This window comes from Pseudomonas veronii, assembly GCF_001439695.1.
Classification (GTDB): Bacteria; Pseudomonadota; Gammaproteobacteria; order Pseudomonadales; family Pseudomonadaceae; genus Aquipseudomonas; species Aquipseudomonas veronii.
Genome location: NZ_JYLL01000015.1, coordinates 1 through 17570 on the forward strand (window position 1 = coordinate 1; position 17570 = coordinate 17570).

General features: G+C 53.0%; 16 protein-coding genes. 6 read left to right on the forward strand and 10 right to left on the reverse strand.

Annotated features, from left to right (window positions below; genetic code table 11):
• The 6 genes from TU80_RS33220 to TU80_RS32715 form a co-directional block, all read right to left on the reverse strand.
• The coding region (locus tag TU80_RS33220) for a hypothetical protein (protein WP_211271286.1) at positions 1 to 285 on the reverse strand (285 nt) is incomplete at its 3' end.
• A gap of 5 nt (positions 286 to 290) precedes the next feature.
• On the reverse strand, positions 291 to 938 hold the full coding sequence (locus TU80_RS18390; protein WP_057005072.1) for an MAE_28990/MAE_18760 family HEPN-like nuclease: 648 nt from the start codon (positions 936 to 938) through the stop codon (positions 291 to 293).
• 4 nt (positions 939 to 942) lie between these two features.
• Positions 943 to 2010, reverse strand: coding sequence for a DUF262 domain-containing protein (locus TU80_RS18395; protein WP_057005073.1), 1068 nt, complete (start codon positions 2008 to 2010; stop codon positions 943 to 945).
• A gap of 392 nt (positions 2011 to 2402) precedes the next feature.
• Entirely contained in the window at positions 2403 to 3455 is a 1053-nt protein-coding gene (locus tag TU80_RS31775) for a reverse transcriptase family protein (RefSeq protein WP_082643860.1), read from the reverse strand.
• Positions 3427 to 3738, reverse strand: coding sequence for a helix-turn-helix domain-containing protein (locus TU80_RS18405; RefSeq protein WP_057005075.1), 312 nt, complete (start codon positions 3736 to 3738; stop codon positions 3427 to 3429). The genes TU80_RS31775 and TU80_RS18405 overlap by 29 nt, the downstream gene beginning before the upstream one ends.
• 40 nt (positions 3739 to 3778) lie before the next feature.
• Entirely contained in the window at positions 3779 to 3943 is a 165-nt protein-coding gene (locus TU80_RS32715; RefSeq protein WP_153435220.1) for a hypothetical protein, read from the reverse strand.
• A gap of 487 nt (positions 3944 to 4430) precedes the next feature.
• Here TU80_RS32715 and TU80_RS33100 point away from each other — a divergent pair, with 487 nt between their 5' ends.
• The 6 genes from TU80_RS33100 (at position 4431) to TU80_RS18440 (ending at position 11350) form a co-directional block, all read left to right on the forward strand.
• Complete coding sequence (locus TU80_RS33100) at positions 4431 to 5279, forward strand: hypothetical protein (RefSeq protein WP_169796391.1); 849 nt, start codon at positions 4431 to 4433, stop codon at positions 5277 to 5279.
• A gap of 970 nt (positions 5280 to 6249) precedes the next feature.
• Complete coding sequence (locus tag TU80_RS18420) at positions 6250 to 7506, forward strand: integrase domain-containing protein (RefSeq protein WP_057005077.1); 1257 nt, start codon at positions 6250 to 6252, stop codon at positions 7504 to 7506.
• Positions 7507 to 8412: 906 nt separating this feature from the next.
• Positions 8413 to 9780 carry a YfjI family protein gene (locus tag TU80_RS18425; protein WP_057005078.1) on the forward strand — a complete coding sequence of 456 codons (1368 nt, stop codon included), beginning with the start codon at positions 8413 to 8415 and terminating at the stop codon, positions 9778 to 9780.
• Complete coding sequence (locus TU80_RS32720) at positions 9764 to 10123, forward strand: hypothetical protein (protein WP_057005079.1); 360 nt, start codon at positions 9764 to 9766, stop codon at positions 10121 to 10123. Before TU80_RS18425 ends, TU80_RS32720 begins: the two co-directional genes overlap by 17 nt.
• Positions 10101 to 11081 (forward strand): integrase domain-containing protein, encoded by a 981-nt coding sequence (locus TU80_RS18435; RefSeq protein WP_057005080.1) that lies wholly within the window; start codon positions 10101 to 10103, stop codon positions 11079 to 11081. Before TU80_RS32720 ends, TU80_RS18435 begins: the two co-directional genes overlap by 23 nt.
• On the forward strand, positions 11078 to 11350 hold the full coding sequence (locus TU80_RS18440; RefSeq protein WP_057005081.1) for a hypothetical protein: 273 nt from the start codon (positions 11078 to 11080) through the stop codon (positions 11348 to 11350). Before TU80_RS18435 ends, TU80_RS18440 begins: the two co-directional genes overlap by 4 nt.
• 13 nt (positions 11351 to 11363) lie before the next feature.
• Here the strand turns inward: TU80_RS18440 and TU80_RS31780 are convergent, their stop codons facing one another.
• From TU80_RS31780 to TU80_RS18455, 4 genes are all read right to left on the reverse strand, one after another.
• Entirely contained in the window at positions 11364 to 12275 is a 912-nt protein-coding gene (locus TU80_RS31780; RefSeq protein WP_082643861.1) for an HNH endonuclease, read from the reverse strand.
• 188 nt (positions 12276 to 12463) lie between these two features.
• Complete coding sequence (locus TU80_RS18445; protein ID WP_057005082.1) at positions 12464 to 15586, reverse strand: type I restriction endonuclease subunit R; 3123 nt, start codon at positions 15584 to 15586, stop codon at positions 12464 to 12466.
• The gene (locus TU80_RS18450; RefSeq protein WP_057005083.1) at positions 15583 to 16635 is read right to left on the reverse strand and encodes a PDDEXK nuclease domain-containing protein; all 1053 of its coding nucleotides are present in this window, start codon (positions 16633 to 16635) and stop codon (positions 15583 to 15585) included. Before TU80_RS18450 ends, TU80_RS18445 begins: the two co-directional genes overlap by 4 nt.
• Complete coding sequence (locus tag TU80_RS18455) at positions 16632 to 17570, reverse strand: COG2958 family protein (RefSeq protein ID WP_057005084.1); 939 nt, start codon at positions 17568 to 17570, stop codon at positions 16632 to 16634. Before TU80_RS18455 ends, TU80_RS18450 begins: the two co-directional genes overlap by 4 nt.

A 17570-nucleotide genomic window follows, 5' to 3' on the forward strand; every position in this document is an offset into this window, starting at 1 on the left:
CAATAACAGAGCAGCAAAGGTCACCGAAGGGCCGAAAAACCACTCAATGTGGTGAGTAGGTTCTTCAGGGGTGGTCGTGTCTGAGTTCAGGCGAGCTGAAAATCCGACTTTTTCAACAGAATCGGCCTGAAGCAGGCATTCAAGCTTCCTAATCCGACCAGTCGTCCGCGCCGTGACTGTATCGGGCTTCGGCAGTTCACAGCGCCATTGCGTGGATCGCAATAATAAAGCAGGCGCCAGTGGCCGTCTCGTGAGGCTGGCCGCTGACGCAAGCTTGAGTTGCATGGCAGTTACGCGAGATAAAGTTCCTTCGTCAGGAATTCATCTGTGGTGCTGATGAAATCCTCTAAGACAAGGTTGACTGCATCAAAGATCTTCCCCAGCTCACCATTCTTGATCCCCTTGCCGGCGTCAGAGAGGGAGAGCTCTCCATGAGCGATCTTGTTTCTCTTGTTTTTGACGGTCAGCACGTGTTGAGTTATTCCTCGAAACTGAGGTGGCTTCATACCATACTCATCGGCTATCTCGCCTAATCGCCTCGCATCCAGGTTTCCAGAAAATATGGTCTTCCTGTTGAGGAAGTCATGAATCGATGGAAAACGAAGGTCTTCAGCCAGGATCTTTTGCTTCATGGCTTCTACCTTCGATGCGTCCTTCAAGTCGGCTGATCGGCCTTTTCCGAAGCTATACTCCAACATGCGTTTCTGAAGCTTTTCCGTAAGTTCGCTGTACTTCCGAAGTCCAAGCCGGTAGTGTACTTTCTCAAGTGTGGCGTAGGCCGTAGCTTCGATGTTGTTATACAGTGCCACGAAAAAGCTCGCCTTTAGGACAACGACCACCTCAATTTTCCCCCGCTGATCCGACACTTCCTCAATGTGGGTAAACAGTCGGTTGATCGAGACGTTGCGTTCAAGGAGGTCTGACGTAACTCCTTTCATGACCCTAGGCCCTGACCGAAAGGGCAAGAATGCGGTCTTTGATATGGTTGATGCGCTTATTCAAGTTTTCCGAGGAGTGCGTGCGATATTGACCGGTTACTGACTTGTTGAAGTCTCGATCCTGCAGGAAGTATCGCACATCAATTTTCTTCGGAAGCTTGAGGTTGGGGGCTTCCTCAAGTGCGAGATGGCACCCAACGGAAACTGCTTCGAAGAAAATGCGGGATACTTCTTTTCCTGCACTTTTTGAGAACCCAAATTCAAAGTTTTCTGTCACGAAATCGATCATGCGGTTAAAGATAAACAGTTTGTGTTGCTCTTCCTCTTTGCTGAAAGTTTCACGCTTCCCATCCATGTAATCGTCCAGCGCTTTGCTAACACTTCTCGAGAAATCAGCGTACTTAGGGCGCATATCGATGAGGGCGAAGAATCTCAGGACAAGTTCTTCATGCTCTTGGCGATTTTTCACGGTTTTAGAGAGGATGATGGAATCGCGGAATTCTTGATTGGTCGCGCATTTTATGTAAATAAAATCTGTGAAAGGCCCGCGATAAATACCTTTCCGGGTTTCCATATTACGGAGGATGTCGCTGCCCTTGTTGATACGCTCAAAGAGGTCGTTCTTAACTTCCTCAGTAGCATTTTCAGAAAGAACTATTACGGTGATGGTCATGTTGTTGAATTTGCGTTTCCTCGAAACGTCAAAATCATCATATGACATACCGTTGAGTTTGGTGACCTTTTCCAGGCTTTCCAGTGTCAGCTCGTTACTTAGGAAGGCGCTCAGAGTTCTTACGCGCTGCGAGCCATCCACAATCTCGAGGCGGCCATCTTTGTTTTCTGCTACAAAGATAGGCGGAATGGGTAGGCCAAGGACGATCGACTCGATCAGTCGAGATTGTCGTGATGTGTCCCAGACAAAATCTCGCTGGTAGTCTGGTACAAATATCTCGTTCTCATTTTCATCAATCTTTTCTAAGTACTTTTTAACAAGAATTTCGATAGTAAAATCTTTACTATCATAAGCTACGGCTTTTTTTAGTTCAATTATCTGATCTTCAACGTCGTTCATCACGCATCCTTGGTCATGGAGAGTCACACTTGCCGAGCTTGAAGATATCAAATAGCCATATCGCCGTCGAGTATGCAGCGGACAATTAGCTTTTTCAGAAGAGGTATCTATCTGTGACGCATCGGCTTCGAGGTTTTTCTTTGAGGCGAAGTTAATTTCCTACGGATTCCTAGGCGCCACGACCGGCTGCTGTGGGTCGGGTGTCGCCGGTCGCGACAGACAAAAGTCGACCCAAAGCGGACTTTTCCAAGCAATTGTTACTCAGCCGCACGCAAGATCTTACGAAAAGCGTTGGTAACTTTCCGTGCAGCGGCTTGAGGCAGGGTGCCCCCTTCGCCAATCAGGAAATTGAAAAGCTTTTGGAGGCAGGATTGATCGGAGCGCCAATTATGCTAATTCCAAGGCAGATCAGAAGCATCATCGAATGTCTTTTCAGTAGCGGCGGGGTTGTCCGGCACGTGCTCGGGAAGGGGCGAGCTGGATCTTTTGAATGATTTGTTGAATTCAATGGCTGCGGGCAGATTGCTGGGATCAAGGTAAGCCGCCTCTCCGAGCAATCCGCCCAGTTTGTATTCCAGCTCCTTTCTTGTTAGACCGTAATTGTTTTTGCCGGTGGCAATAGCTGCTTTAATTAGTCGAATTTTCCTGTACCGTGCGTTAGGCACACGAATAGCTCCCGAGTGGACGACGACGCCTGTGATGTGTGCTGGTTTACCATTTTGGAAAAGTTTAGTTTTATTGCTGGCGACTATATGTCCATATGCGGCTATAGCCCTCTCAACTTGCCACAGAAAAGATTCGCTAATTTTTTCTCCGGAAAATGTGAGATCATCGACGTAACATGTAAATGTTAGATTGTGCGCATGAGCCAACTTGCTTAGGTCGTCGAAGAGATTTTTATTCGCGTAAAAAGACATCAACGGGCTGAGCGGGCTTCCAGTGGGCAGGCAGTTATCGACTGTCACTAGGTCAGCATACATATTAGCAACGTCTCCTGGCGCCTTGAGATCGTTATTGAACAAATTGAAAACTTTTGATTTCGATGTGGAGCCAAAGAAATTTCGTATATCTAAAGTCGCGACGCATTTTTTGTGAAGGTGTTCTTCCGCGTTCCTTTTGTAAGACGTTCCCTTTAATGCGAATTGCATATATTCAGGCACACGAACACAGCGAAGGAGTTTCAAGATACGTTCATGAATGGCCAGAAGTCGAGGCGCTGGTTTTTGTACCAACCTTGATTTGGGTGGCTTTCCAGCTTTAAAAGGATCAGGTTCTGGTATCAATTCAAATTGACGGTAATCACCAATGCAATCTTTAAGAGCGCCAATTTCAACGGAGAATAATGATGCGAGCTTCAATTTTGTTGAGGTGTTATACAAAGCGCTTTGAGATATGTCGTAAGACTTACGCTCTCGCCTAACTGCCTTTTCTCGCTTTTGCCTCATTTTTATTCTCCACCCATTCCAATATGTTTATTACTTTTTTGGCAATGCTGGTTCTCAGCTTAGTTGTTGGCTTGGGGGCATCCATACTTTCGGAGAAAAAGAGTATAGAGGACAAAGGTATCTCAAAATATTCGCTGTATTTGGTTAATATATCAATTGTGGGTTGCTTTTTTCCAGACTCTATTTCTGACAAATAAGAATTTGAGATGCCAAGTTTTTTACAAAGCTCAGTCTGAGATAAGTCGTGGTAGGTTCGAATCAAACGCAGTGCCTGGTTCAACATTATCGGGCTCCTTTGAGTGACAACAGCGGGGGTAAGGCAGTTAGAATAAGTCACGTAAGTTTTCCGAGAGCTTAGGCCAGTGCTTGTCGACCAGGGATAACGCCAGCCCGATCCAACGTACAGCACTCATAACGACCTTCAGCCACTTCACCTTACGTTGTTTCTTTACTGCCGAGCGTCGCTTGGCGGGTTTATCAATTTTCATCTTTTTGTCCTCGTTGCCCTCTCGGAATTGAGAGGTCTCGCGTGCAACTGGACTGAAAATTGGAGCAAGCAACACTTTTCCCCCCTTCTGAGCACCTGCTTCCGTCTCGCGCGGAAGCAGTATCCCTTCGCGGCCCGTGGCCAGTGGCCAGTGGTGCTGAGGCTCCGGAGCGCGTGGGGAAGGGTTAGAGGCGAACCTCCACAGGGCCGAGGCCCCCACATCTGCGAGGTAATCTCCCTACCGCAGATGCAGGCTATGCCTGATCGAGCAGAATGTCAAAAAATAAATTCGCTATGAGCGAAATCTTTTATTTGACTGAGCGCCGTTCGGCGCTGGAGTAGGATGGTCGGTCAACCGGCCGGGATTGACAATGGCCGCCTATCAGGTAGGGGCTTGTTGACCGATCAGCGCGGCCCCGGCCAAATTCGATTGCATCATAGAAAGCCTTGGCATTTAAATGGGCGATCTACAGACAGGGAGTCGATCTATGTTCAATTTGCTTGTGATGGCAAACGGTTGGAACGGTCGGCGCGACGAGATGCCGCTTGGGCGTATCTACATCGACCAGACATTAGGGGCTCAGTGGAAAATCGGGGACCTCCCCAATTTTGATCTCATGAGGAAATTACCCGCGATTTTTTCCCCGGAGAACTCCCGGTTCGAAGCTGATCAGGTTTCCCGTGTAGGAGAAATCACTGGCACGCGGTTGCAAGGCAACAATGTCGTGGTCGAGTATCGCTACGATCCTGACATTCCCCCTATCCCGTTGGGTGATTTGACCACACTCGCTCCTGCCCTGGGGATCCAGATCCCACGAAGGGGATTTGGTCCGTTTGAGCACAGTCATTGGTCGATCAAGGACGCTGATCTGTTCAAAGTGCTGTTGACGGAGTGGCGGCAGCCCGCTCGCCAACCAACAGTCTTTCAGCTAGCTACGCCTCAACGCGTTCGCCCCGATTTGCTATCTGCAATGATGCCTTTCGCGGGATTTGGGCCTGTCTGGGAAGTTATTCAACGAGCGGCAACTGCGAATGGGATGGATAGTGGCCGTGCCGACAATAGATGGGATCACCCGGCAATTATCCAGGACGTTGTCGCTCTGATTGACGAAGCTGCGATAGTGATTTGTGACTGCACCGGGAAGAATGCCAACGTCTTCTATGAGATGGGGATTGCCCATTCCTATGGCAAGGAAGTGATCATCATTACCCAAAACCCAGCTGATATACCATTCGATATTGCGCACCTCCGCCACATAAGGTATCTCGGGAATGACCAAGGCTTAGCGCAACTTGAGGCGGAATTAACTGCAAGAATCCGGGCTCTCAGGGCGTGATATTCACTATATGCGATGCCGAAGCATTGTGCGGCAGAATGTGAGAGACCGCTTTTGGCCGATTGCTGCCTTCCACAGCATGATCACCGGTCAGCAATCAACAAACCAGTTGTAAAAATGGTATCCCGCAGTAACCGACACAGCACATGTACCAAGCGTCAATAGAGACCACTGTCCTTCGACACCAAGCCACCACTGCACCTTGAACAGAAGAGCTCCCACCAATACGCAGGCCAGAACACCAAGAGCTAGGCCTACCAACGCGAACAGCCGAGCCCCTAAAGCTGGACTTCCGCCGTGCCAGTTCTCACTCAGGCAAAAGGGGCAATGATTGGACGAAGGCGAATACCCCCAGAAACCACGGCTATATGACGGTCTCGGAACCATCGCTTTGCCACAGTTGTGGCAGGTAACAATCGAGTGTCTCATGCCGCACCTCAGCTCAAATCGTCTTAGATGAGCCCATGGTGCGCTGCCGCGGAAAAAACCCAACTGCGTGACCTGACATCTACCCAGCAACCGGTCTGAGCTGGGCATCAAACCCTTCTGGCCAGCTAACCGAGGTTGTGCTGTACACGACCGACTCTATTAAATGCTCCCGGTGGTTGAATGGCCTCGCCCGGTCGCAAACGAGATTCAGGACGCCAGTTCAACTCCTTAAGTAGCCGCTCATCGGAAATACGTGCACGGGGGCATTTATGGGGGCACTTAATAATTAATCTTTAAATAAACTCTTTTAAAACAATAACTTATGTATAAATCTTTAATCCCCCCGGCTCCACCACTTCATCATCTAAAGACGTCCACGGACGTCTTTTTTTGTGCCTGAAATTCAGTGAAATCAAGGACCTCAGGGCCATTGGCTTCCGTAGAAGAATTTAGAGTTCCAGGCGTTTTGGTATCCCATTTGGTATCCCGGCCCCACCGGTGCTATTTTTGGGATACCAAAACGGTGTCGGAGGTAGCTCTCATGCCTACTAATGCAACCCGCCTCTCAGACCGCCAACTCAAGGCAGTCAAGGCAACAGGGAAAGACTTCGTTCTCACTGACGGCGACGGCCTTCAACTCAGGGTCAGAGCCAGTGGCTCGATGATATGGAATTTCAACTATCGCGAGCCGGTAACCAAAAACCGCCTCAATATGGCTCTGGGCCCTTACCCGGCTCTCTCGTTGGCGAACGCCAGAAAGAAAGCTCAAGAAGCACGTGAACTACTGGCGCAAGGCATTGATCCCAAGGCTCACCGCGATGAGCTCAGGCAAGCCAAGCTGGCGAAGACCGAACACACATTCGAGAAGGTGGCCACCGCCTGGTTCGAACTGAAAAAACACTCCGTCACAACGGCCTACGCCGAAGACATCTGGCGCTCACTCACGCTGCATGTTTTCCCCAGCCTCAAAGCCGCACCCCTTGCAGACATCACCGCCCCCATGATCATCAAGCTCCTACGGCCGATCGAGGCCAAAGGCAGCCTGGAGACGGTCAAGCGACTTTCCCAACGTCTCAACGAAATCATGGCCTACGGCGTCAACTGCGGGCTGATCTTTGCGAACCCGCTCAGTGGAATTCGGGCAGCCTTCAAGAAACCGCAAAAACAAAACATGGCGGCACTTCCTCCCGAAGAACTACCCGACCTTATGCTGGCGATTGCCAACGCCAGTATCAAACGCATCACCCGCTGCCTGATCGAATGGCAACTGCACACTATGACCCGCCCTGCCGAGGCTGCCGGGACGACCTGGGCAGAAATAGATTTCGAGAAACGCATCTGGACCATCCCAAAGGAGCGCATGAAAAAACGCCGTGCGCACCCCATCCCCCTAAGCGACCAGACGCTCGCGCTGCTAGAGACACTCAAGCCCTACAGCGGCCACCGGGAACATGTATTTCCGGCCGACCGAAATCCGCGTACCCACGCAAACAGCCAGACCGCGAACATGGCATTAAAGCGTATGGGCTTCCAGGATCGGTTGGTCAGCCACGGCCTGCGATCAATGGCCAGCACCATCCTCAACGAACATGGATGGGACCCGGAGTTGATTGAAGTCGCACTCGCCCATGTCGACAAAGACGAAGTCCGAAGCGCGTACAACCGAGCGGACTACATCGAGCGAAGACGCCCGATGATGACTTGGTGGAGCGAGTACATTCAAAAAGCCGCCACCGGCAATTTGTCGGTGACGGCCATTCATGAAAACACAAACGGGAACGTCATCCCGTTTCGTTAATCAGTTCCTGCTGGCGACAGCGGCGACACTGGCGACAACCCACGTATTTAGCGGTCCTTCGTAGGGCGACAACGTGGCGACAGTCGCCACCATCTGCATCGCCCATAAGCTTTTAAGGCACAGCCCCTGAGGGCAGGAAGGCTTCGCCTTCCCGTCCTCAGGGGCTCACTTTAAAAACCGACGAACGGCCTATCATCCATTCAAGGCCACGTTCTTCCACGCACGTCCAACGACTAAAAAGCCCACCGCACACCCAGTTGACCACCCTCCGAGCACGCGTTACACCTGAGCTGTACAGCGCTGTCATCGACAGCATTGCCCAGGTAGCCAGGGACCTTTAAGGCTACGCCCTACAGTGGTGGTCCCAGCCCATGCGCGCTCGCTTCCAATTAGGCGCGCAGTCACGCCCAACGTGATCGAAGCCGACTTATCCACAGTGCAAATGCGGCAGCCCACGCCCGTCTCTTTCTCCAGGAAAGAGACGGGCGCCGAAATCACTGCCGCAGCCCTTGCCGGGCAACACATTGCAGCGTTTGTCCCTGTGACAATCGGCGTGACAAACCCCGATGTCACCCGCAGCAGCAATGCAGATGATGGTGCCGCATCCTACGGAATGGACTGCACCTGACTGACAGTCAGGCATGCCCCGGTCATCGCATCACTGCCTGCAACAGACTCAGGATCTCGCGGCGCTGGTCTCGTCAGCCAACGCAGCCTCCACCCGCCCACCGCTATTGGTGCTCAGGAGGCCAGATCATGAGATGCCCAAGCTCCCGGTCGTAAAGAGCCGCCCGTCCCGCGTAAGTGGACAACCCTCACAGGCTGCAGGGGCCTTGATCCCTGATAACACTCAACAACCGTGGCGGGGAGAGTGAGGGAGAAATTCGAAACACCAGGAGAATGACGATGCAATTGTGCGAAGTGTTCGACCTGCCACGGCCGCTGCTGGAATACCGGCCCGAGCCGCTGGCATATCCGGTCGAAGCGTTGGGACAGATATTGGGGCCAGCCGTCGAACGCATGGCCGAGGTGATCGGCGTGCCCTGCGCCATGGCTGCGCAATCGGTGTTGGCCACTGCCGCCCTGGTGACCCAGTCGCACGCCAATGTGCAGCTCGATGGCCGTGTTTATCCGTTGTCCCTCTACATGCTGACGGTGGCATCGTCAGGTGATCGTAAAAGCGCAGTGGATCATCTGGCGCTAGCATCTGCACGTGAGTGGGAGCGGCGACAGTGGATGCTGTATTTGGAGCAACTGAAATCCAATCGCGCCGCCATTCGAGGAAAGCACGAAGCTCGTGAGTTATCCGAACCCGTCCCACCCAGATTGATCATCGCCGAACCCACGATTGAAGCCCTGATCAAAAACCTATGCCAGGGCTTGCCCAGCATGGGGTTATTCAACGATGAGGGCGGCCAGTTTTTGGGCAGCAGCACCATGAGCAAAGAGAACCAACTCAAGGCCATCACCACCCTGTCAGCGCTCTGGGATGGCAGCCCCATCGACCGGGCGCGCTCCATGCCGGGCGAAAGCCTGCGAGCTTATGATCGTCGCCTCAGTCTGCATCTGATGCTGCAACCTTACCTGGCCAACCAGCTACTCACAGACCGGATGATCAATGGCCAAGGCATCCTTGGCCGTTGCCTGATCAGTTGGCCCGAACGCCTGGTGGGGCGGCGCTTGTACAAGGCAGTCGACCTCACGCGAGATGCCAGGATCCAGCGCTACCAAGCGCGCATTACCGCTCTGCTGGATAAGCCGCTGTCGCTACACAACGACGGCTCACTTAACCCTGACAGGCTGGAACTGACACCCAGCGCTCGCACTGCCTGGATCGATATTCACGACACCATCGAATGCCAATCTGGTGAGTTTGGCGAGCTGGCCGGCATTCAATCTGTCGCCGGGAAAGCAGCCGCCAATGTACTGCGTATCGCCGGGGTATTGGCGGTGATTGAAGACGCGCACGTAGTGGACGAACCCCATATCCAGCGCGCCTCGACGCTGATGGATTACTACCTGGCCGAAATCCAGCGCCTGACGGAGCAAGAGCCCATCAACACGTTACGCGAGGAGGCGGATCGACTGCTGCGCTGGCTGACGCAAAAAGGCTGGACCCAATTTACCGTCCGCGACCTCAATCGCAACGGCCCCCGCTTTGCCCGCAAAAGCAGTCATCACACCATTACGCTGCTGGTCGAATTGATCTCACATCGCTGGCTGGACTCTTCTGACGGAAAGACCTTCGAGGTGCGCCATGTTCCGCCTCAATGACGCGGTGCGCCGTTACCAGGCGCAGCATCAGACACGACCTGCATTGCGGAGTGTCGCCACTTCCGTCGCCGCCTTGTCGCCATGCTTCAGAGCAGCAACTACAAGGGCTGTCGCCACTGTCGCCGTTGTCGCCACACCCGCCTTAGGGCCTGTCAACATCGGCCAACTGATCCACCAACTGCGCGAAGAGGGAGCAATGCTGCGGCATCAGCAAAACGCCCTGATTATTCGTCCCGCACATTGGCAACAAGTGAACAAGATCAGCGCCCACTGGAAAGCGGTGCTGCGCTTTCTGCAAGACAATGAAAACGGTGAAGCCGATGGCATTGGTCGGCCGACGTGACGGGCGCAACTTTGGCTACGGCCGTCAGCTCAGCTATGCCGGCCCACAAGCGCTGAAAGATATGTTTGCCGGCGGCCACTTCGCTACGGTCAAAGCACACAGTGATCGCTGGCAGGCTTTCGTGAAGTGGTGTCGGTCAGCGGACGGCCCCGGTTACAACGACGCCCGCCAGATAGATCGCAGTACCTTGCACAGCTACGCCACACACCTGCGTCAGCAAATCCAACAAGGTGAAATCTGCATCGCCACCGCGCAGAACCGCCTGAGTAGCGTAAACCGTACCCTCGCAGCACTACGCGGCGACCAGTACGTGAAAATCGCCAGCCCGAGCAAGGCACTCGGCATGCAGCGATCAAGCGTACGCACCCGCGCACCGAATGGCCAAGATCACCAACAACTGAGTCGAGTGATTGAAGCGCTTCGCGAACAGCAACACTACCGCGTCGCTGCGATTGTCTGCTTGGCCCGAGCAACCGGGATGCGTCTACGTGAAGCAATTTTGGCTGATCTGCCACGCCTACAACGTGAAGCGAAGCGATTCGGTCGCATCAATATTCAGGACGGAACCAAAGGTGGCCGGGCCGGAGCTTCGGCGCCACGATGGATCGCCGCCAATGAAAAAGTGAACGCAGCGTTGCAGATCGCGTGTGACGCCTCACCGATCAGCAGCCGCAACTTGCTGGTGCAAGATGAAAGCTACGCGAACTTCCTGCAACAGACGGTGCGGCCCGCTCGAGAATTACTACAGAAACAAGGGCTGAAAGGGTTTCATGAGTTGCGCGCCGCCTATGCCTGCGAGCGTTACGAGCAACTCACGGGGCACGCTGCACCGATTAATGGTGGCCACTGCTATCGCATTGACCGCAACCTAGATCAGCAGGCGCGGCAACAGATCAGCATTGAGCTCGGGCATAACCGAATTGATGTGGTTTCGGCCTACATTGGAGGCGTAACTTGAAAAAGCCCTTCGATATGGAGCTGTTTCTGAGCGGCACACTGACCGGTTCGACAATCACGAAACGAAGACATCTGCGGCAAGCCAAAGTTATGCAAGCGGCCATCCAACTTCGATGGCAACGCGATAACCCATGGACCTGGCAGATCAAACATATGAACTGGTTTCTTACCCAACACCTCAAAGATCACGCAGACGCAACGCGATATTATTATCAGCTAACTGCGCTTTTGATCTGGAAACGACTAGAACGTGGAACCTTTATAGTCTAACGCTCAAATGTTTTTACTCCGTCGTCGCATCGTAAGAAAAGTACCCATGCTCTTTATCAAATTTCAAACCTTGGGCGACTTCAAAACTGCCATGAAGGTAATGTTTACCATCCCCCCCAAGCTCAAGATGGCATCCAAGACGCTCGACCATTGGACTGATGCCTGAGTGGTCATCTAGCCACTCGTTATAGCCTGCAATCGATGGTCCTCCAACGTTAATTACAAACTCGATGCCATAGAAAAGAAACGCAAAAAGCGTCTCCTTACGCTTATTCATAAAAAGTCCACAGCCAAATCCAGCGTGAACCCACTCATCGGTTGTTGGATGTCTCATCAGAGTGTCATGTGGAAAAACACGTCGCTGTGAGTAGGGCCATGCCTTAAAGTTGTCACCATATCGAGCATATTTTCGCACGTTTTCAAGAAATGGCTCACGGCTCAGATGGGAGGTTCCCCGCGGGCTTTTACAAAATAACTCTGCAAAGGTTTCGTAAGCCATTTTGCAAAGAAACCTCGACATCTCTCTCTGCGGCGGATTGTCCTCAATTGTAAATATCAATGGCTGCTCAAAGCCGCCAGCCATTACGTTATGAAGATCACGACGGTTGCGCTCGTTTTCCGAGTCAAACTGAAGGTCGCCACTTGGTAAACGGCGCATATTAACAGCGATATCCGTTCCAGCAATATGGCCGAGCAAAGATGGGAATGTCCCCTTTTTATTAGGAACCTGCTGCCATGCTCGAATATTTCTCATCCATGAATGGGTCAACACTGGCTGCTCGACTTTCCGAGCAAAGTAGTTATTACACTTATCACAGACTACACCGCGCGGAAGCACACGCCTTTTGCTGCCTATTGACTCCGGCATGATGTGCTCAACGCTACGAGATTTTGTAGAGTCGCATTCGCAAAAGATACATAGCATAGGCTGTTATAATCCATTCTTATCTGGTGCAAGCACTATATAGCGTGCAGAGTGCGCTTTGTAAAAGTTAGGCAAGTTATACATACAGACAGGTTTTTATCATCATTTTCGGCTCGGCAGTCGCAGGCCATCGTCACCGAAGGCGATATTTTTTGGGCCGAAACGAGAGCTACGTTAAATGCTTGTTCTTATAACCACCCCTCACACAACTTTGATGCCTGGTCGAGTATCATTTGCGCTGCATCCTCTGCCTTATCCGGTGGATACTTGTATTTACGCAAAATCCGTCGCACCAGAATCCGCAGCTTAGCCCTCACGCTTTCACGGCTACTCCAGTCGACACTGACATTGGCCCGCAGACTAGCAGTGAGCTCATGGGCAATTTTCGCCAGGATTTCATCACCCAACTCCCGCACAGAGGCTTCGTTAGTCGCCAAAGCGTCGTAAAACGCTAACTCGTCATCGTTCAGCCCAAGCACGTCACCACGCTTGTTGGCCTGGGCGAACTTTTTGGCCATTTCAATCAGCTCTTCAATGACCTGCGCCGTTTCGATGGAGCGGTTCTGGTAGCGCTTGATGACGTTGCCCAGCAGCTCAGAAAACTTCTTCTCTTGAGTCAGATTAGAGCTGTAACGGCTTTTTATTTCGCCTTCGAGCAGTCGCTCCAGAAGCTCCACTGCCAGGTTTCTTTCTGGAAGGTTGCGCACTTCCGCGAGAAACGCGTCATCAAGCAAGCCGATGTTAGGTTTTTCCAGGCCTACCGCCTCGAAAATATCCACAACATCACCAGAGACCACTGCATTGCCGATGATCTGTCGAATAGCTAACTCGCGCTCTTCGTCGGTTTTTTTCTGCTGACTGACTTCGCGTTTAATCAGAATGACTTTAATAGCCTGAAAGAACGCCACCTCTTCGCGAACAGCTTTGGCCTCATCCAGCGTGCAGCACAAAGTAAATGCCTTACCCATGGCCAACGCGTTATCGGCAAACCGCTTTTTGCCATCCTCCATTCCTAGAATATGGTTAGCTGCGCCGGCCAGTAGTTTGTGTCCACCCGTGAGGAAGTCACCGTAATCGAAGCCATGTAGTAGGCTGCGTAGAACGTCGAGCTTCTCCTCTAATACTGAATAGGCCTCGTAAGCATCCACCGTCGGCCGGCCTTTACCTTTGCTGCCGGTGTACTCCTTCAGCGCGGCCTTCAGTTCGTTGGCAATGCCGATGTAGTCCACCACCAGACCACCCTGCTTGTCCTTGAAGACACGGTTAACCCGGGCAATGGCTTGCATCAGGTTGTGGCCCTTCATAGGTTTGTCCACGTACAAGGTATGGACGCACGGTGCGTCAAACCCGGTCAGCCACATATCGCGGACAATCACGAGTTTGAGGGGATCCAGTGGATCTTTGAAACGCTTCTCCAAGCGCTTTTTGACCTGCCCAGAATAGATATGCGGTCGCAGCAAGGCCTTATCCGATGCGCTGCCCGTCATCACGATCTTGATTGCACCTTTCTCCGGATCCTCGTCGTGCCACTCCGGACGCCGAGCGATGATCTCGTTGTACAGGTGCACACAGATCTCGCGACTCATGGCGACCACCATGGCTTTGCCGGGCATCTGCTCCATACTGGCCAGACCCAGATTACGGGCCTCAAAGTGTGTGATCAGATCCGACGCAATGCTCCGAATCCGTGGTTCTGCCCCGACGACCTTTTCCAACGCGGCCCAACGGCTTTTCAGTCGCGACTGCTGATCGTCTTCTTCATCTTCTGCCAACTCATCGACCTGATCGTCGATCGTAGGTAGCTCACTCTCTTTCAGCGAAAGTTTGGCCAAGCGCGATTCATAATAGATGGCGACGGTCGCCCCATCTTCAGTCGCCTGCTGCATGTCATAGACGTGAATGTACTCACCAAAAACCGAGCGCGTGTCTCGATCCTCACCGGATACGGGGGTGCCAGTAAAAGCTACGAATGTCGCGTTCGGCAGTGCATTGCGCAGGTGATGAGCAAAACCAACCTGATAACGCGCTTTGCTCTCAGCAACCTGAAGCCCCGTAGGTACTTTCAGCTCAGCGTTAAAACCATATTGAGTGCGATGAGCTTCATCAGCGATAACAACAATATTTGGCCGCAAGGACAATACCGGGAAGCTGTCTTCATCGACTCCAGGCATAAACTTCTGGATGGTCGCGAACACAATACCGCCACTAGGACGGTTGGCCAGTTTCGCACGCAAGTCCCCACGTGACTCCACCTGGACGGGTTGCTCACGCAGCAAATCCTGGGACAACGAGAACACCCCGAATAACTGACCATCCAAATCGTTGCGGTCAGTGATCACCACAATGGTTGGGTTTTCCATCGCCGCTTCCTGCATCACCCGAGCCGCAAAACACGTCATGGTGATGCTTTTGCCCGAACCTTGCGTATGCCAGACCACCCCGCCCTTATGACTACCGCCGGGGCGCGATGCCGTCACTACCTGCTGAATGGCAGCGCGAACAGCGTGGAATTGGTGATAACCGGCAATTTTCTTTACCAGACGGCCGTCGTCTTCGAACAACACGAAGTAACGCAAGTAGTCGAGCAACATCTCTGGTACCAGAGCACCGCGTACCAATGTCTCCAGCTCGTTGAATTGCCCCAATGGGTCGAGATCCTGGCCGTCGATGGTCCGCCAGTTCATGAAGCGCTCAAGATCAGCCGACAACGACCCCATACGGGCCTCACTACCGTCGGAAATCACCAGGACTTCGTTGTATTGGAACAGGTCCGGAATCTGCTCTTTATAGGTCTGGATTTGATCAAAGGCTTTACCCAGATCAGCCTTCACATCTGCAGGATTTTTCAGTTCGAGCAACACCAACGGCAGCCCGTTAACAAACAAGATGATGTCCGGACGCCGAGTGTGTTTCGGCCCCTGGATACTGAACTGATTGACCGCCACCCAGTCATTGGCGTTCACATCAGCCCAATCGATCAGGCGAACGAAGTCGCCTCTTGTTTCACCGTCTTTTTGATACTGCACGGGTACGCCGCCAACCAGCAGGCGATGGAACAAGCGGTTAGCCGACAACTGCACCGGCAGCCCCAACTCTAGCACCTGCTTTAACGCATCTTCACGCGCAGCTACTGGAACCTTTGGATTAAGCCTCGCCATGACATTGCGCAGGCGCTCAGCCAGCACCACCTGGCGATAGCTTTCACGCTCGGGTTGCTCACCATCATGAGCGATATTCGGCCCATACAAATGGGCGTACCCCACCTCTGCCAGCCAGCCGAGGGTCTCCTGCTCCAATTGGTCTTCGGTCATTCCAACTCACTTCCTGTGTTCAGATCACCGGCCAATTCGGCCTCAATCTCGGCAATGCTCGGCAGATTTCGGCCCAGGGTTTCGGGCAAGTCGCGCAGCAATTGATATTCGGCAACGCCGATGGGTTTGTCGATGCCCGACAACGCATACTCGGCCACCAAGCGGTTTTGCTGTTTGCATAGCAATAGCCCGATGGTGGGTTTGTCATCTTCGGCCTTGATCTGCGCATCCACGGCCGCCAGATAAAAATTCAACTGGCCCGCGTGTTCGGGCTTGAACGCCGTCGCCTTGAGCTCCACTACCACGTAGCACTTGAGACGGGTGTGGTAGAACAGCAAATCGATGAAGAACTCATCACCGCCCACATCAAGGCGAAACTGGCGACCGACGAAGGCAAAACCCGCACCTAATTCCAACAGGAAACGAGTGATATGACGGATCAGTCCATCCTCAATATCACGTTCGTGGGCGTCGTCGCCCAAGCCGAGAAAGTCGAAGAGGTACGGATCTTTCAGGGTTTCGTGAGCCAACGCCGACTCCGCAGCCGGTAAACGTGCAACAAAGTTGGTGACTGCCGCGCCCTGACGTTGCTGCAAGCGGTTCTTGATATTCTGCTCCAGCGTGCTGCGTGACCACCCGAGCAAGACGGTTTGCTGCGCATACCACTCACGCTCGGCAGGGCTGGCCAGCTTGGTCAACAGCGTCACCACATGGAACCAGGGCAATTGGGCAGCAGGCTGCTGCCCAAATAGACCATTGGGGCAATGCTGAGCAAAAAACGCCATGTACTTGAGGTTACGGCTGGAAAAACCACGGATATCGGGAAAGGCGTCGGAAAGATCGCGTGCCAGTCGCTCAATGACTTTTGCGCCCCAAGCGTTAACCTGCTGACGTTGCCTTATTTCCGCTCCGATCCGGTGATACAACTGCACCAACTCAGCATTGACGGCCAGTGCGGCACGTTGCCGGGCTTGAGCAATATCGACTTTAAGCTGAGTCAGCCAGTCGGCGTAGCCCTCGGGCAATGCGGAAATCGTTTCTTTAGTCACTCACTGGCCTCCCACTCCTTGGTCGACACTTCACCGGTCTGGTGAAAACGACGTATACGGCCGATGAACTCGGCGAAGTCGGCGTTCTCTTCAGTCAGTCGATTGCACATATCCCAGTCGATTTCGCTGCGTTCACGAGCGGGGATGAGAATTTGGCTTTCCGCCGGGTTCTCTACGTCAAGCTGTATCACACCAATGCCATGGGCTGAGGCGAGCATTCGTAACTCTTTAAGCGTGCCGTCGCCCTCTACCGTCGCCGCCACCAAGTAGCCAAAATTTGCCCATGACGAATTGGATACAGCCTGAAAAAAGCATTTGCGGGCGTTGGAGCGATTGAGCAGCAACTTGACCTCAAAGGACCACATGCGGGCACGGCGCTCGCCCTGTACACCGACACATTCGCGTAACTCGCGAGTCCAACCAGCGGTCAGATCTTCCAGCCCCACCAAATCGGGATGCAACCATTCATTACCACCGCTGCCAGCACGATTGGAGGAACGTTTTTCGTTAATCCGCATGGCGAACACCCGCTGATCGTCCGTCAGCAGGTATTCGGCCAGTAATGGGTAAAGTGCGTGCTCACGCAACAGCGAGGGCCCAGGGAGGTCTGACGTGGCGAGGGCTATCCCTTCAGCCGCCGCCACCTCAGCGTTGGCGTCCATTTCCGACCAGTAATAATGACGAGGCCGGCCTTCGGTTGTTTTTAGTTGAGGATGCATCTGCTGCCAGCGCGGGCGTGACCCGGAAATCTCCGCCACCAGTTGCTGTACTAAGTCACTGTCTGTCTGGATGTAGCTAGCACTGCCTGCTTTTTTGACTGCGCATTCGGCGGGGAACTGTTCGAAGATCCATTGAGCAAGTTCGCGGGCGGTTTGCTGGGTATCGGGTAGGCTTTGCAGGCGATCGATGACGCGTTGTCGGAGGTTCAGAGCCAT